This window comes from Cohnella endophytica (genome assembly GCF_003628305.1).
In the GTDB taxonomy this organism is placed as follows: domain Bacteria; phylum Bacillota; class Bacilli; order Paenibacillales; family Paenibacillaceae; genus Cohnella; species Cohnella endophytica.
Genome location: NZ_RBZM01000003.1, coordinates 182,254 through 196,268, shown reverse-complemented (window position 1 = coordinate 196,268; position 14,015 = coordinate 182,254). Strand labels below are relative to the sequence as shown.

Genomic DNA, 14,015 nt, shown 5'->3' with positions numbered 1-14,015 from the left:
GCGCGCCAACAAACATTAATCAAAGGAAGGTGCTTCCGCTTGGCAAATACATCGTCAAATCAGGAAAATGAGGTTCCGAAACGGGTCCCGGACGAGTCGAATCAGTCCGTGTTCGAGCAGCGGTTAGCCGAGGCGGTCGATCTGCATAATGAGGGTCTTGGCGGTAGCACCAGCGCTGTTTGGAAAGCCAACGACAAGCTCGAGAAATTGCGTAACGATTTTCCCGACCAGCCGATTGCAGGTGCATTTCACGGTAGCATCATGACGTTGATCGCACGCGATGAATCAAGTCCAATCACGCGTTTTCAATGGGCAAACCGTGGACTGAAGCTGCTTGACGAGGCGGTAGCCTCCGCACCCGCGGACATCAAGATTAGAATGCTGCGCGGAAACATCGCTTACCGGCTGCCGGAGCAGTTTTTCCACCGTACTGAAACGGCGATCGAAGATTATCTCTTCCTCATCGATGGGGAACTTCGTAACCCAGGCAGCATTACCAATGATACGTATGAGAAGCTAATCTATGAGCTTGGTGAGGCCTACCACCGCATCGACCGCCTGCAAGAAGCCAAGATCTGCTGGAGTAGGCTGTTAAAGCAATCGGCGGATACGAAGTACCGCCATCTCATCCATCAGAAGATGTGAAAGGCAAATCCCCCTAACGACGAGAGGAGGTGAAGCGTTTGATGAATTTTAAGAAAGAGTTTTCCAAATTTACGGGTCATTTAGTACTCGAGTTCGCAGCCATGTCTGAAAAATTCGCAGATGCCCTTAAAGACAGTGCTCATCATTCCGGTGAAAAAATACTAGAGGCGGTAGATGAATTCATAGTACCGTCCTCCGTTCTTGCCGAGAAATTGTCGACTGCAGTTATAAAGGGCGAGCGTGAACAAGTCTTAAGGGCTGTGGAGGGATTGATTCCACCCTCCTCCAAATTGATTCATAAATTCGCGGACGCCGTTAAAGACGGAGCAAACAAAGTCGGAGATAAAATGATGACCGCGCTGGAGGAAGCCGCGATATCGACTCCGGTCGACGCGAAGAAATTGGAGGAAGCTATTAAAGGGGGAACGAATTATGCAAATGAAAAAATGATGACGGCGGTAGATGATTTCGTTAACCTGATCAAAACATTTAAAGCCTCCAAATAGTTCATGTACTGAAGGAAATAAGGCCCTAGACCGGAAACCGGCTTAGGGCCTTTGCTCATTGTTTTTTATTCCCGCCGGCTAATTGCTCCATTAATTCGTTTGCTTGTTCATGCTCCGGTTCACGAGCTAATGCTTCCTTCAATGCAGACCTAGCTCTTTCTGGATCCTCCAGCTTGATAAGACACTCACCGAGAGACACCCAAAGGTCGGCTTCATCCATCCCATGTTCGATACAATATAGAAATTCCTTCGCGGCCGCAGCCGGGTCCCCTCCAAGCGTATCCGGCGTGTTTAACAATCTTGTCCCGTTAATTCTTCTTGCAAAAGGGTGCATAGAATCGATTCCAAGAGCCGCTTTAATCTCGTTTTCCAGAAACGGCAGCAGTCTCATCTTCTCCAACATGATACTCCCTTCAATCAAACGGCCATATGCCGCAGCGAGCCAAGCATGCGCATCCGCACTATTGGCGTCTAATGCCACTGCTTTCTCGAACAATGTCCGCGCTGCGTGAAAATCGCGTTCCGCCATCTTTCGGCGTCCTTGGTCAAGCAAATCGCGCAGTAGATCGATGGAAGCCGGCTCGGGAACGCGGGGTTCGAGTTTCTGGATATAAACAGGCTTCTTTGAGGGGGTATTGCTTACAAGCTCGCTGCGGTTGAGCAGTACGCCGTCATCAGCGATCTCTATGGTAACAGGCACGCCCAACAGCTTAGTCAAATGGGTCGTAACCCCCTCTTTGGACCACTCCGAGGATCGATGCGAATCTAGAATAAAATGAAGACCGCTCTCATGCTCGATGGCCTTCCATGCGTCCGGCACGGGAGATAACGAGTATACGGCACCTTGAATATCGCTGCTGTCCAATACCAGCGCTTCGAATAGAATCCGTTCCTTTAACCGGCCGAAATGGACCAGTCTGCTTCCGCTGCGGCCGCACGCGCATTGGCAGGGTTCGACGGTAATAATGTCCTCGTTGAAATATCGAAGCAACGGAGACGCTTGATGCGACAGCGTCGTTACCGCGGCGAACCCTCTCTCCCCCCGGGCCGCGTGGGAACCCTCTTCGTTCAACACTTCGACTAAGAAGTCTTGTTCCGCGACATGCATGACGCCTTGCTCGCACATTGCGGCAATATTGCCGGTCTCAGTGGAACCGTACAGGTTAAAAACCGGAACGCCCCACAAAAGCTCGATATGCTTCCGGCGAGGCTCGCTCAGCAATTCTCCGGCAGCACAAATAGCCCGCAAATGAGGAAAATCCAATTTCACATCCGACCCAAGCAACCTTGCCGTCTCGGCCAACAGCTCCATCTCCCGGGGAAGCCCGGCCATAACGGTGACGCCAAGTCGCTTTATTAACTCCAGCACCCGGGGATAAGGCGTGATCGGCGTGCGGCTGCTTGCTGGAATGGTAGTTGAGCCGGCTTGCCTTGAAGCCTGCTGCATCAGGAACGCGGGAAGAGACATCGCATATGGAAACCGAATCAGTACAATGTCCTTAGGGGTTAATCCTACTCCGCAGTCTCTCATCTGCCTTCCGCCGGTTTCCAAGTCTTCCTTGGTAAACCAAGAAGCAGAGGGCTCTCCAGTCGTGCCGAACGACTCGTGGTATTGCGCCGTTTCCTTCATGTCGACGGCTAGGTGACCGAAGGCACCGGCATTTCGAAGCTCCTCTTTCAAAGTTAACGGAAGCGACAGCATTCGGTCCAATCGGATACTTCCCATGTCGTACGCCGCCAATTTTTCTTTATACAGAGGTGATTTCGCGATACGCATCAACAAATCTTGAAATTTTCGCTCCTGCTCTATTTGGGTCTCGGACATACAAGATAACGCTCCCCTCTGGAACTTGACCGGCTCATCATTGCATATAAATCCGGTTGGCTTTGCCGAAAGTACGGGGCAATGAGCGTTTAATTTCAACGTTACAATCGATTCCTAGGCGATCCGACATATGCTTACGAACTTTGGCCTCCAATTGCTCATCGGTTAATGTCGTTCGAAACGGCTCCACTTCGATCGTCAAGCGACCTTTACTCATAATAAAGTGATACCATAAGCTCACTTCGGGAATTTCCATCAGAAAATGCTCGATGAAAAACGGCGAGTATTCGTTACCGTCCAAGGTCAACATATTTTCCATTCTGCCTCGAAGATGCAATACATCCATCGTAATCCCGCAACTGCACTGCGATTTTTGCAAATAACCGATGTCCCCGCTCCGGTAACGTACCATCGGCATTCCTTCGCGCAGCAATGTCGTTACGACGATCTCGCCGATATCATGATAACCGAGCGGGGCCTCTGTTCGGGGATCTATAATTTCCACTTTCACATGACCGTCCATAACGTGATAACCATTATGCTGTTTGCATTCGACGGCTATAACGCCGCACTCCGTCGATCCGTAAAAGAACGATACTTCGCATCCCCACCATTTTTCCAACCGTTGGCGGAAGGTGCTGGAGCATCCTTCCCCGGTAAGCACGATTCTCCGCAGACAAATATCCCGGCCAAGCTCGATGCCGAACCGCTCGCTTTCTTCCGCCAACAACGCCGCATAAGAAGGCGTTGTGACAAGCACGGTCGCTTGATATTCCTTCATGAGCTCCAGCGATTTGTCGATCGGCGCCATATATCCGCCTTTGCCAAGCGATAGAATCGCGGTTCCGAAAGCGAATTGAAACAAACGTTGGAAACCGAGACCGGGAAGCGCAAATTCGTAGGGAAGCGCGATCGCGGCGATATCGCTGTCCGTTTCCGGAAACAACTCCAAATATTTAGGCAACAAATCGTAAACGTACTGGTCAGCGAGCGTGTATGACGTATAAATCGGCTTTCCGGATGTTCCGCTTGTGAGGTGAACCTGGCCGATCTCCTTAGGATCGACGCAAAGCAACTTCGTTTTGTCTCCGCGAATGACGTCTTTCTTCAACAGCGGTACGGAAGCTAATTGCCCGAGATTGTCAATCGAAGGCTGCTTGAATCCGGCTTCTTCAAGTGCCGCCCGATAAAACGCGTTATTGTTCCAGATATGTTCAAGCGTCCCGTTGATTGCTTGCAGTTGATATTGTTCGCGCTTCTCGCGGGGTAGTTTTTCGATAGTTATCCTTGCTTCATCCAGTTCATTGAAGAATGCTTTTAATTGCATCAAATGCGACGCATGCTCGTCGATGTTCACCGTCATCTTATGAGACTGGGCTCTCATGAAGACCCTCCTCTTCATACGTATGTCTCTCCGTCATTTCAGGTCCGATGTCAATCTGGAGTCAGGGATCTGAAAATCACCAGGCAGGGCTTCCTTGATCCGTCTCCATACCTGATCGTCGACCATCACATGTTGATTCTTGGACGCTAAGGCGAACAAATTCCTATAGTAATCAGATGCCTTCGGGAACAGAAGATCGACGGAATCGGGATTCGGGAGCTTATAATCGGGAGGAAGATTGACGGAAATCTTGGTCCACAGTTGAAAGTTAAGATATGGAGTATCCGGTATATCGGGTTCCCGAAAGACTTGTGGAAGGACTTGAGGAGTGAACTGCGGCACGGCTTCCGGAACAAGTTCTTCATTGGAATCTTGGTTGAATTCTTGAACGACATGGACAGGCATCGATTTGATTTGATCCTCAGCGGTTTGTTTTTTGGGTTTGATCTTTTTTTTCAAGACGCTTGCAACTTTTTTTAATGCGGCTTTTGATCGGGCGACTTTTGATTGGGCAACTTTTGATCGGGGAGCTTTTGCTCTGGCAGCTTTTGATTGGGGAGCTTTTGCTCTGGCAGCTTTCGATTGAGAAGCTTTTGAATTTTTGGCTTTGGATTGGGCAACTTTCGATCGGACAGATTTTATGAGCTTTCTAAGCATCGAAACGGCGGCTCCTCTCCGTAACGGCACTTTGATATACATCCAATACCCGCTCCGCCGAGCTATCCAACGACCAATGATTCATAGCCCATTGTTTAGCTTCGTCGCCTAATTTTTTGCGGAGAGATTCCTTTTCCAACAGGAGGAGCAAACAATTCATCAGTTTTTCCGAATCTCCGGGAGGGGTTAATAAACCGGTAACTTTATGTTTTACGATTTCCGGCAATCCTCCTACGTCGCTTGCGATGATTGCTTTTCCGGCGAGTTGGGCTTCGATAATAGACATAGGCTGATTCTCGATCAGGCTTGGAAGGACGAAGATATCGGTTTGTGACAGAAGAGCGGGGACATCCTCCCGTCTGCCCATAAAAACGACTTCTTTTGCAAGTCCCTGTACTTTGCTTTGAAGGCGCAGCTCCGCCAGCATGTCTCCGTCTCCGACAATCCAGCATACCCAATCCTGACGCTTATCCTTTAACCGCTTGAGTGCGTCCAGCATATACTGTACGCCTTTCAGCTCAACCAGCCGCCCCGAATAGAGAATCACTTTCTTATTGAGGGGACGGACCACCGTGGATTTTATTTCCGTTTTTTTCATAAACGATTCAATATCGTATCCATAATGAAATACGTGCAATTTTTCGTCGGGAACCTTGAACTCATCGGTCAATATATTTCTCATCCATTTATTGGCCACAATCGTATATTCCGCCGACGTTGCGCCGATATATTCCAGACGGTCGAAATATTCCCGAGCCATCGGAGAAGTATTCGATTTGTTCACGGTCTTTAACTGAAGTCTGATTTCATGGGCAACGCATCCGTGGAGAGAGGCGACTAGAGCTGGTTTGCTTGGTCTGATCCGGTTGATGCATGCGGTGGAAATGACGTCCTGCGTATGAATAATGTCATAGGAATCCAAACCGAAATAGGCGACGGCTAGTTCGAAAGCATAACGACGGAATTCGGTATACTTGATGAGATTATTTTTATGAATCATAGGATAATCTTTCTCATTTAACATTGCTTGTAGCAGAGGTTGCAGCTTATTGACATGAATTCGCTGATTGGTATTCACAATGTACACAAAACTGGCTTCCTCATCCCCGTATCCAAGTAAATCTACTTCGTGTCCCAATGATTCCAGCTTCGTTTTTAATTGCTCCATATAGGTCCACACGCCACCTAAATGCGGAATATGCCAATAGGTCGCAAGCAAAATTTTCATTGCCCCCCCTCCTTGGCTAATATAAATCCGCCATCCGACAGCATTTGTTTGATTTCCGATTTCGTCATGAGGGACTTCTCATCGGAGTGCAATTCCGCCTGCGCGGGAGGCCACGCAATATAAGCTTGCTTTAGTGCCGGAATCTCGGTTGTCGGAAGAACAACAAAGTACTTGTTGTCCAACACAACCGAATTGCGGCATTCATATTGGGAGAGCAGAACCTCGTTCAGCTTTTCTCCCGGCCTGCTTCCGATTTCAACGATTTCGGCATCCTCGGCGCCATAGGCCTCGATTAATACCTCCGCCAAGTCCAGAATACGGCATGCCGACAGCATCGGGATGAATATTTCGCCGCCTATCCCTTCTCTTGCCGCAGTCAATACGAGTTCGGATGCCGATTGTGCGGTCATAAAGAATCGGACCATCTTTTTGTCGGTAATACCGATCCGGCTTCTCGCGTTCAATTGATCGACGAACAAATTAAGCACGCTGCCATTGGAGCCAAGAATATTACCACCTCTAACGTTAATGAACCTCGTCTTCACCTGAGAGCGATTCGCGTAGACGACCAGCTTTTCGCCGATCGCTTTCGTCATGCCGTAGAAGTTGACGGGATCCGCCGCCTTATCTGTCGAAATGTTGATCACTTTTTTAACACCGTTCTCGATAGCTGCATCGATCACGTTTTGCGTTCCGATAATATTCGTTTTCAGCGCTTCGGACGGCTGTTCTTCGCAGATGGGTACGTGCTTTAAAGCTGCTAAATGGAAAATGTAATCCACTCCGTGGCAGGCTTCGACCATCGCTTCGCGGTCCCGAACGTCGCCGATGCAAAAGCTTATTCGATGGTCATCCATTTCCCTTTTCATTTTGACTTGACTGGTCTCATTGCGCGAAAAGATTATAATTTTTTGAGGATTATGATTTAACAATTGCTTTACCAGTTCCTGTCCCCATGAACCGGTTCCTCCGGTCACGAAGACGACTGACCCTTCGAACATCTCTTTCACCTCTCACGGTTATTTGCTCAATTGAATTCCTTCGAACATCCTCCTCCACAGATGATCGTTATCGGTCCATTTGTTGATGGACGGAAGCTGGACCGCGCAGACCTTGTCTAGAGGCCAATTGTCTTCGACCAGTCCGCCAACATCCGTATGGTTCACGACAAGCACTCGGAAATCATGCCTTACCAGTCCGCGCAAGGTTGTTTGAAGAGCCTCGACATCCTCATAATCCCCTTCCGTCCGCACGAAAAGGATGCGCCGACAAGTAGCGGCTTTCTCCAGAAAACGACGGATACGACGGTCGAACTTCTTCTTAACTTCCGCATAACTGCCCAACCGAGTCAAAGAATTAGGCCCAACCTCAAAATCGTGACTGGACACGATATGGTAGGCATCGTCCGACACGGCGATGTTGGTATCATCCGCATAACCGATAACACGCAAATTCGAGAATTCCATAAACTCGTAAAACCGGTACTTCAACAGCCGATTAACAGACGACAGCATGGGCGAACCCATCCAATCCAGAACGCCGGCAAACGGTCTGAGGTTGTTTTGTCTCAATTGAAGGGAGGCCAGACAAAGATCGCCCAAACTGAAAATGGCATCATACGTCCCTTTGAGCTCTTGCAGCTTCATAGGCTACTGCTCCTTCCTCGCGAATTCCTTTCGAGTATCGTATGCGGATTCAAGAGAGTAAGAATGGGATGTTTGTCTAATCAAACAAATAAGGGCGAATTACGATAGAGAGCCGCTGCCCGATAAGAAAAAAGCTTTTCCCCTAAAGCAGGGTAAAAGCTTTTTTCCTTCTTTATCTAGACCTCGTTCGGCTCTTTTGGTAGGCAGCCGCCAAACTTTTGATTCTCCGATAATACTTTTTATCCTCCAATCGGTTGAACAATTCATAGGAAGGATACGCAAGGTTCACTTCAATAACCCATATTTTCCCTTTGTAATCGATCCCGAAATCTAAGCCCGACTCATGGGTACGATAATCGCTTTTCGTGGCGTATCGAATCAATTTATAACTATTGTCGATCAACTCGCGTTTTACGCTCTCGATTCGCTCGTGATCGTAGCCTAAGGATTTGGCTAAAGCATCTTCGATCGTGGTGGCATAACCTCCGCCGCGACGAACATTGGTTACGATGCTGCGCTCTCCCGCAACCTTCGCCAGCATCCCCGCGTACTGCCATTTTTCTTTCCCGTCTCGCATCAGCATTACGCGAATGGAGAAGGGTCTTTCCTTAATGTGGGCCAAATCAATTGCCCTTTGGACGAGTACGGAATTTCCGCGCCGTCCGTCTTTAAGCTTATGATATAGATCTTCGATCGATCGCACGTCAACCGGTTCGCCCTTCACTTTAACGAATCGATATCCATCATCCGTTTTCCATGCTTTAATAATTCCTAAGCCGGTATGTTCCCTCTTTCCTTTGATATATACCGAATGATATTTATCCAAATATTCCGAAAGAGAATTGATACTCAGAAGCGTTGTCTGCGGCAAAAGTTTATAGAGAGAAGGATGTCTGGAATATAACCGATGAATCTCCCACTTTGAAGGATCCCACGTTGAGCCCATTCCATCATTCCTTTCTTCGTTGCGAAATATGCTTATCTTGCAATTTCCCTCATTCTTTTAATTTTTCGATAGAGAGTTTGATCAGGAAGCAACTTGAAATTCCCTCTGATCAACGGTTCGATGTTAACTTCGTAAATCCAGATTCTATTATGGGGATCGATTCCGATGTCGACGGCGAACTCATACAAATTGGGAAACATATGGCTCACTTGCCTCACGGTTTTCACGACGCATCTTTCTAATTTCCGATTCAGTTTTGTTCTTTCCTTATAGGTTAATCCCAAATGTCGTTTAAAGAGCGTAGCGAGTAATGTCGGGGTCCCCCCGTAATGCGAGGTTGTCACGATACTTCCCTTCTCCCCGAGCCTCCCGCAGATCCCTCCGACTTTCCATCTCCCATTCACTCTCAGGCTATGGCAACGAAGATCAAAGGGTCTGCCGTCCTTCGTCACGCTGTTAACCGCCCGCTGGATAATATACTTGCTGTCCTCAGTCATGCCCTTCACTTTTGCCCAGAGATCCTCCGAGCGGACGTAGGTCTTTTCAGTGCCTTCCCTCAGTATAAAAAGGTCCTTCTTCAACTTCTCGATCCGAATGACGCCTCTTGATTTTCTTCCCCGGTCCGGTTTGAGATAGACTATGTCATGCTTTCTTATCATCTTGTAGAATGTGCTCTCCCGCAGCAATTCCGTGTCAGGAATATGACGGGAAACCCCAGGCGTGTGTATGAGCTGGTAGGCCACTGCAAGCTTGCTTTTTACATGATGTACCTCAATCGCCATAAAATCACCCGTCGCGCATTATTTTTTTTGCCCTTAGATATTTTCGATAGAGCTTCCGGTCGATCTTCTCCAAGCCCTTGCAATCCGGTTTCGTATTGGCTTCGATAAACCAGATATTCCCTCTCTTATCAATCGCCATATCCAAACCTAAAATTTCGAGCGGAAAACGGGAGCCTAAAATTTGCGCGATTTGTTGGGAGGCATCAATCAAATCCCGAATAATCTCCGATCTTCTCAATGGCTGATCGGTTCTATTAAGCAGTCTGTAAAGATTGTAATCCTTTGCCCCCTTCGATACATTCGTGACGACCGAGGACCTTTGCGGCGCGACTTTGGCGCACATTAACGTCGCGCGCCACCTGTCCCGAGGCTTTTGCAGGACAACCCGCACATCGAATGGACGACGCCGATAAGTTGCCAAATCAATTCCTCGCTGAACGAGATATTCCTTATCCGGATCTAGTATTTCTTTGATCGTCGAATAAACTTTATCTCGCGAGCATAAGTGTGAGGAATGTTTATACGAAATCTTATAGTCTCCGGCCTTAAGTCTCTTGACCCGGATAATTCCATTCCCTTGTCTCCCGACATCCGGTTTGATATAAACGAGGTCATAGGTTCGCAGCATTTTTTCGAGACTGGATTGATCAAACCATTCCGTATCCGGAACATAATGTTTCATAATGGGATCATCCATAACGGCAAGTCCCTTTTTCATTTTGCTTCTAATAACGGTGTGTACGATACGATCACCTCCTTATACATCTTTAACAAACCCTTTCCGATTAAGATAGGTTTCAAGCAGCATCAAAAAAGACTCTATATCCTTGAAAGTGATATCGCCGATATTCGCGATCCTGAATGTTTTAAATTCGTCGAGTTTGCCCGGATAAATCGTATAGCCCCTACTGTGCAAATAGTCGTGCATCTCTTTGAAGCTGTACCCTTCCACGTTCGGTTCGAAAATGGAAGTAACAAGCTTGGAATGCAGGTTGTCGCTGGCGATATATTTCAAACCCAGACGCGTAATGCCGGCGATTAACGTTTCCCAGCATTTCTTATAACGCGCGTATCTTTGGTCGACCCCCTCTTCCTTCAATTCCTCTATCGCTTGTATAAGCGCGTAAAGGGTTTGAACGGGCGGAGTAAAGCGGGTTTGATAGGTTTCCGAGAAAAAACGGTATTGGGCGTGCAAATCGAGATAATAATTTTTCGGTTTACTCGGATTGTTCTTTTCCAATAACTCGGTTTCCGCTACTACGAACGAGATGCCGGCCATAGCTTGCAGATTTTTATTGGAACTTGCCGCGAGATAATGAATATTCATCTTGCGCATGTCGATCGGAATGGCTGCAAAAGAACTTATGGCATCCACGATCAGATGTATCCCGTATTTCAGGCACAAAGCGCCGATCGCGTCTATGTCGTTCAGAAGTCCGGTCGTTGTCTCGTGGTGAACGACTGCCATATGGGTGATTTTCCGTCGGCTTTTGTCCAGAAGCGATTCCAATGCCGTCAGGTCAAGCGCGGAATGAGCAGGACTGTGAAATACCAGATGCCCCAAACCGTAAGCTTCCGCAATTTCGCACATCCGTTTGCCGTAGGCGCCGTTATTCACGATCAGGACCAGACCGTCGCGCTCCACGACGGAACTTAATATCGACTCGACCGCAGCCGTGCCCGAACCCCCGAACAATATCGTCGTATATTTCTCCGAATCCGAAACGATACGGGTCAATTCAGTGCACACGGATTTCAGCAATCGGCCGAATTCCTTTTCGCGCGGGCAAATATCGGGCACGACTTGGGCAAGTTTAACGCCATACGTTGTCGTTGCGGGACCGGGAGTGAGTAAGATTTTTCTGCCGGCAAGCTTCATCAACTTCTCGCTCCTCTCGATTCGGAGACATTACGGTTCAAAAACGTCGCTAGCCGTTCTTTGACCTCGTAGGGTTTAATTGCCGGCCGACTTAACTGATCTTCCGTGCCTGGAGAAATTTTAAGATGAAGAAAGGTCAAACCTTTCGTTAATTTCCATTCGTTCAAGCATTTATTCAGCTCATTAAGATCGTGAATGTAAATGGATTTCACGTAACCGCAGGAAGAAGCAATATTGATGAAGTTAACGTTATGGGAAACCGTCTTCTGCCCTCCCGTAGAATCATGGGCATTGTTATCCAGTAAAATATGAATCATATTCTGCGGATTGTAGTAGCCAATCGTCGCCATGCTCCCCATCCTCATTAGCAGCGAGCCGTCTCCGTCGATAACTACGATATCGAAATCGGGTTTACTGACCGACAGCCCGAGGCCGAAAGAGGCGATGCACCCCATTGAACCGACCATATAAAGGTTATTGCACGCATCTTCGATTTCGTACAATTGCCTACCCGTTTTTCCGGTCGTCGCGAGTTGGGCGGTTTGGCCGTCTTTGCATTCATTGATGACCCGTAATGCTTCCTGACGGGTAGGCAGCTGATTGTCGGCCCGTTGGCCGATGTTTTCTTGATTAACGCTGAAATAACGTTCTTGTTCTTGCAGGATCTCCGGTTCGAAGCTTCCTTTTTTTACGACGAAGAAAAAGGGATGACCGCTCTCGATATACTTGGCTGCCAGCGAAATCTGTCGTTTGGCTTTCTTGAAATCGGCAGACAAGTACATCCACTTTACTTGCATGGAATCAAGCAAGTTTGTCGTTATTCGTCCCATTAGTTCATGCTGCGGTTCATCTTGTTCGCCGGGTTGCCCTCGCCAGCTGACGAATCCCAATACCGGAATGCGAAACGGATAATTAAGAGACACCAGCGGCGATACGGCGTTCGCGAGACCCGAGTTTTGCATGAGAACAATCGGTTTCTTCCCTCCCAATAAAGCGCCGGAAGCAATAGCGACCGCATCCCCCTCGTTTGCCGCTCCGATATATTCGCTCTCATTGATGGCATAATTGATTAAATTTTTTAAGAAAGAGCATGGAACACCAACGTAAAAATCAAAACCCCTTTTTTTCAGCTCTCTCCCAAATATTTTGGTGTTGATCATCGATGATTCGCACCTTCCTGCAGTCAACTTTCATGAGAGCTTAAGAAACTTCTTCTATTGAAACTTCTGCTGCTTCTACCGCTTCAACTGCTTCAACTGCTCCAGATGCTTCAGATGCTTCTACCGCTTCTGATGCTTCTACTGTTTCCGATGCTTCTACCGGTTCTACCGCTTTTACTTCTGCTTTTACTTCTACTTCCGCTTCGACTGCCGCAGGAACATCGACAAGGTCGAAAAAGTTTCTGTCGGAATAGTTTATCGTTTTCGCGTATTCCAGCGGGTTTAAGAAAACCCTCTCCGCCTTAAGTCCATACGCTTTGACGATTGAAACTTTGGCCGATTGGGCATTGCATTCAATGAGCCATATTTTCCCTTTTCTATCCACGGCAAAGTCAATTCCGATTTCCCCGAATTTTCCGTACTTTTTCTCCACGCCCAAATAAACTTCGTGTAAAAACTCTTTAATATTTCTTTTCAAAACCATTAATTGCTTGGCGGTATAACGGGGAAATAGCTTAGGGAGAAAAACGTCGTATCGATAAGCGGACGAATGGGTCGTAATGGGGGAATTGGGGCTGCCTACCCTAACGCATATTCCGACGATGTCGATTTCGTTATTTTTGTTTCTTTGCACTTCCGCCCGAAAATCGACGAGACGGTTTTTGTTGATCCTCACCAGATCGATCGCTCTTTGGACGATCACCTTTTTATCTCCGAAAAAGGTATTGATGTTTTTAAGCAAGCTTTGCATATTATTTGCTTTCCTGCGAACCAATCTGCCAATAATCGAATAACTGTATAAGTAACCCGGTTTCTTGGACAATTTTTCGATACGCATTACTTGCAGTCCTTTCCTGCCGCGGTGCGCTTTCACATACGCTTTCCTGAACTTTAGAATCGTATTTTTGATCTCGTTCCTTTTATCAACATTTACGGTAGTTGGTAAATGAGCACTTAAATGATGGTTTTCGTTCAAGAATTGATATAACTCGCTCTTATTAAAGGCATGGATCGGATTGATTCTTTTGATTCCCAGCTCATCGAATCTTTCTAGAATGCCGTCGGTCTCGCCTCCGCCTCCTCGGATATATACGACATCCGGAAATGGGAATAATTTTTTATGCCACTTTTTCCCTTTTTCGTCGAAGTAAGCTCCTTCGAAATTTTCCTCCGAGAAATTCAAATCATTAGCGGTGAAAAAGACTAGCGTCGTTCCTGCCCTTCTGTTTGCTTTCACGAGTTTATTGATCCTGATATATTTTCCGATTTCTCTTAATGATATTGATCCGCTTCCTAGATACACTCCGATGATCGGATGGATGTTCGATGATAACAGCTCTGAACGATACATTCCTAT

At 47.4% G+C, this 14,015-nt stretch carries 14 protein-coding genes; 2 read left to right on the top strand and 12 right to left on the bottom strand.

From position 1 onward, the window contains the following. The first annotated feature begins 39 nt into the window (after positions 1 to 39). Both D7Z26_RS06195 and D7Z26_RS06190 read left to right on the top strand, forming a co-directional pair. Positions 40 to 645, top strand: coding sequence for a hypothetical protein (locus tag D7Z26_RS06195; RefSeq protein ID WP_120975193.1), 606 nt, complete (start codon positions 40 to 42; stop codon positions 643 to 645). A gap of 41 nt (positions 646 to 686) precedes the next feature. Continuing rightward, entirely contained in the window at positions 687 to 1,151 is a 465-nt protein-coding gene (locus D7Z26_RS06190; protein ID WP_120975192.1) for a hypothetical protein, read from the top strand. Between the two features lie 55 nt (positions 1,152 to 1,206). On the opposite strand, the gene D7Z26_RS06185 is transcribed toward D7Z26_RS06190, so the two are convergent. From D7Z26_RS06185 to D7Z26_RS06130, 12 genes are all read right to left on the bottom strand, one after another. Next, a complete protein-coding gene (locus D7Z26_RS06185; RefSeq protein ID WP_120975191.1) occupies positions 1,207 to 2,976 on the bottom strand; it encodes an AMP-binding protein in 1,770 nt (589 codons plus the stop codon). Between the two features lie 37 nt (positions 2,977 to 3,013). After that, positions 3,014 to 4,360, bottom strand: coding sequence for a phenylacetate--CoA ligase family protein (locus D7Z26_RS06180; protein ID WP_120975190.1), 1,347 nt, complete (start codon positions 4,358 to 4,360; stop codon positions 3,014 to 3,016). A gap of 33 nt (positions 4,361 to 4,393) precedes the next feature. Then, positions 4,394 to 5,017: a hypothetical protein gene (locus D7Z26_RS06175; RefSeq protein WP_120975189.1), complete on the bottom strand. Its 624-nt coding sequence runs from the start codon at positions 5,015 to 5,017 to the stop codon at positions 4,394 to 4,396. Then, on the bottom strand, positions 5,010 to 6,245 hold the full coding sequence (locus D7Z26_RS06170; RefSeq protein ID WP_120975188.1) for a glycosyltransferase family 4 protein: 1,236 nt from the start codon (positions 6,243 to 6,245) through the stop codon (positions 5,010 to 5,012). Before D7Z26_RS06170 ends, D7Z26_RS06175 begins: the two co-directional genes overlap by 8 nt. Beyond that, positions 6,242 to 7,246: an SDR family NAD(P)-dependent oxidoreductase gene (locus D7Z26_RS06165; protein WP_120975187.1), complete on the bottom strand. Its 1,005-nt coding sequence runs from the start codon at positions 7,244 to 7,246 to the stop codon at positions 6,242 to 6,244. Before D7Z26_RS06165 ends, D7Z26_RS06170 begins: the two co-directional genes overlap by 4 nt. A gap of 18 nt (positions 7,247 to 7,264) precedes the next feature. Then, positions 7,265 to 7,891: a DUF1796 family putative cysteine peptidase gene (locus D7Z26_RS06160; RefSeq protein WP_120975186.1), complete on the bottom strand. Its 627-nt coding sequence runs from the start codon at positions 7,889 to 7,891 to the stop codon at positions 7,265 to 7,267. A 172-nt stretch (positions 7,892 to 8,063) separates the two neighbouring features. After that, entirely contained in the window at positions 8,064 to 8,837 is a 774-nt protein-coding gene (locus D7Z26_RS06155; RefSeq protein WP_120975185.1) for a YheC/YheD family protein, read from the bottom strand. Between the two features lie 32 nt (positions 8,838 to 8,869). Then, on the bottom strand, positions 8,870 to 9,619 hold the full coding sequence (locus D7Z26_RS06150) for a YheC/YheD family protein (RefSeq protein ID WP_120975184.1): 750 nt from the start codon (positions 9,617 to 9,619) through the stop codon (positions 8,870 to 8,872). 4 nt (positions 9,620 to 9,623) lie between these two features. Beyond that, a complete protein-coding gene (locus D7Z26_RS06145) occupies positions 9,624 to 10,316 on the bottom strand; it encodes a YheC/YheD family protein (RefSeq protein WP_267900978.1) in 693 nt (230 codons plus the stop codon). 60 nt (positions 10,317 to 10,376) lie between these two features. Next, positions 10,377 to 11,498, bottom strand: coding sequence for a 2-aminoethylphosphonate aminotransferase (locus tag D7Z26_RS06140; protein WP_120975182.1), 1,122 nt, complete (start codon positions 11,496 to 11,498; stop codon positions 10,377 to 10,379). Further along, the gene (aepY, locus tag D7Z26_RS06135) at positions 11,498 to 12,658 is read right to left on the bottom strand and encodes a phosphonopyruvate decarboxylase (RefSeq protein ID WP_199731666.1); all 1,161 of its coding nucleotides are present in this window, start codon (positions 12,656 to 12,658) and stop codon (positions 11,498 to 11,500) included. Before aepY ends, D7Z26_RS06140 begins: the two co-directional genes overlap by 1 nt. A 40-nt stretch (positions 12,659 to 12,698) precedes the next feature. Continuing rightward, the gene (locus D7Z26_RS06130) at positions 12,699 to 14,009 is read right to left on the bottom strand and encodes a YheC/YheD family endospore coat-associated protein (protein WP_120975181.1); all 1,311 of its coding nucleotides are present in this window, start codon (positions 14,007 to 14,009) and stop codon (positions 12,699 to 12,701) included. Positions 14,010 to 14,015: the final 6 nt, after the last annotated feature.

Excerpts from the sequence above, each read along its gene's own strand:
- D7Z26_RS06180 (WP_120975190.1), bottom strand. The coding sequence starts at position 4,360 with ATGAGAGCCCAGTCTCATAAGATGACGGTGAACATCGACGAGCATGCG.
- D7Z26_RS06140 (WP_120975182.1), bottom strand. The coding sequence starts at position 11,498 with ATGAAGCTTGCCGGCAGAAAAATCTTACTCACTCCCGGTCCCGCAACG.
- D7Z26_RS06145 (WP_267900978.1), bottom strand. The coding sequence starts at position 10,316 with ATGGATGATCCCATTATGAAACATTATGTTCCGGATACGGAATGGTTT.
- D7Z26_RS06170 (WP_120975188.1), bottom strand. The coding sequence starts at position 6,245 with ATGAAAATTTTGCTTGCGACCTATTGGCATATTCCGCATTTAGGTGGC.
- aepY (WP_199731666.1), bottom strand. The coding sequence starts at position 12,658 with ATGATCAACACCAAAATATTTGGGAGAGAGCTGAAAAAAAGGGGTTTT.
- D7Z26_RS06150 (WP_120975184.1), bottom strand. The coding sequence starts at position 9,619 with ATGGCGATTGAGGTACATCATGTAAAAAGCAAGCTTGCAGTGGCCTAC.
- D7Z26_RS06175 (WP_120975189.1), bottom strand. The coding sequence starts at position 5,017 with ATGCTTAGAAAGCTCATAAAATCTGTCCGATCGAAAGTTGCCCAATCC.
- D7Z26_RS06160 (WP_120975186.1), bottom strand. The coding sequence starts at position 7,891 with ATGAAGCTGCAAGAGCTCAAAGGGACGTATGATGCCATTTTCAGTTTG.
- D7Z26_RS06190 (WP_120975192.1), top strand. The coding sequence starts at position 687 with ATGAATTTTAAGAAAGAGTTTTCCAAATTTACGGGTCATTTAGTACTC.
- D7Z26_RS06185 (WP_120975191.1), bottom strand. The coding sequence starts at position 2,976 with ATGTCCGAGACCCAAATAGAGCAGGAGCGAAAATTTCAAGATTTGTTG.
- D7Z26_RS06130 (WP_120975181.1), bottom strand. The coding sequence starts at position 14,009 with ATGTATCGTTCAGAGCTGTTATCATCGAACATCCATCCGATCATCGGA.
- D7Z26_RS06155 (WP_120975185.1), bottom strand. The coding sequence starts at position 8,837 with ATGGGCTCAACGTGGGATCCTTCAAAGTGGGAGATTCATCGGTTATAT.
- D7Z26_RS06165 (WP_120975187.1), bottom strand. The coding sequence starts at position 7,246 with ATGTTCGAAGGGTCAGTCGTCTTCGTGACCGGAGGAACCGGTTCATGG.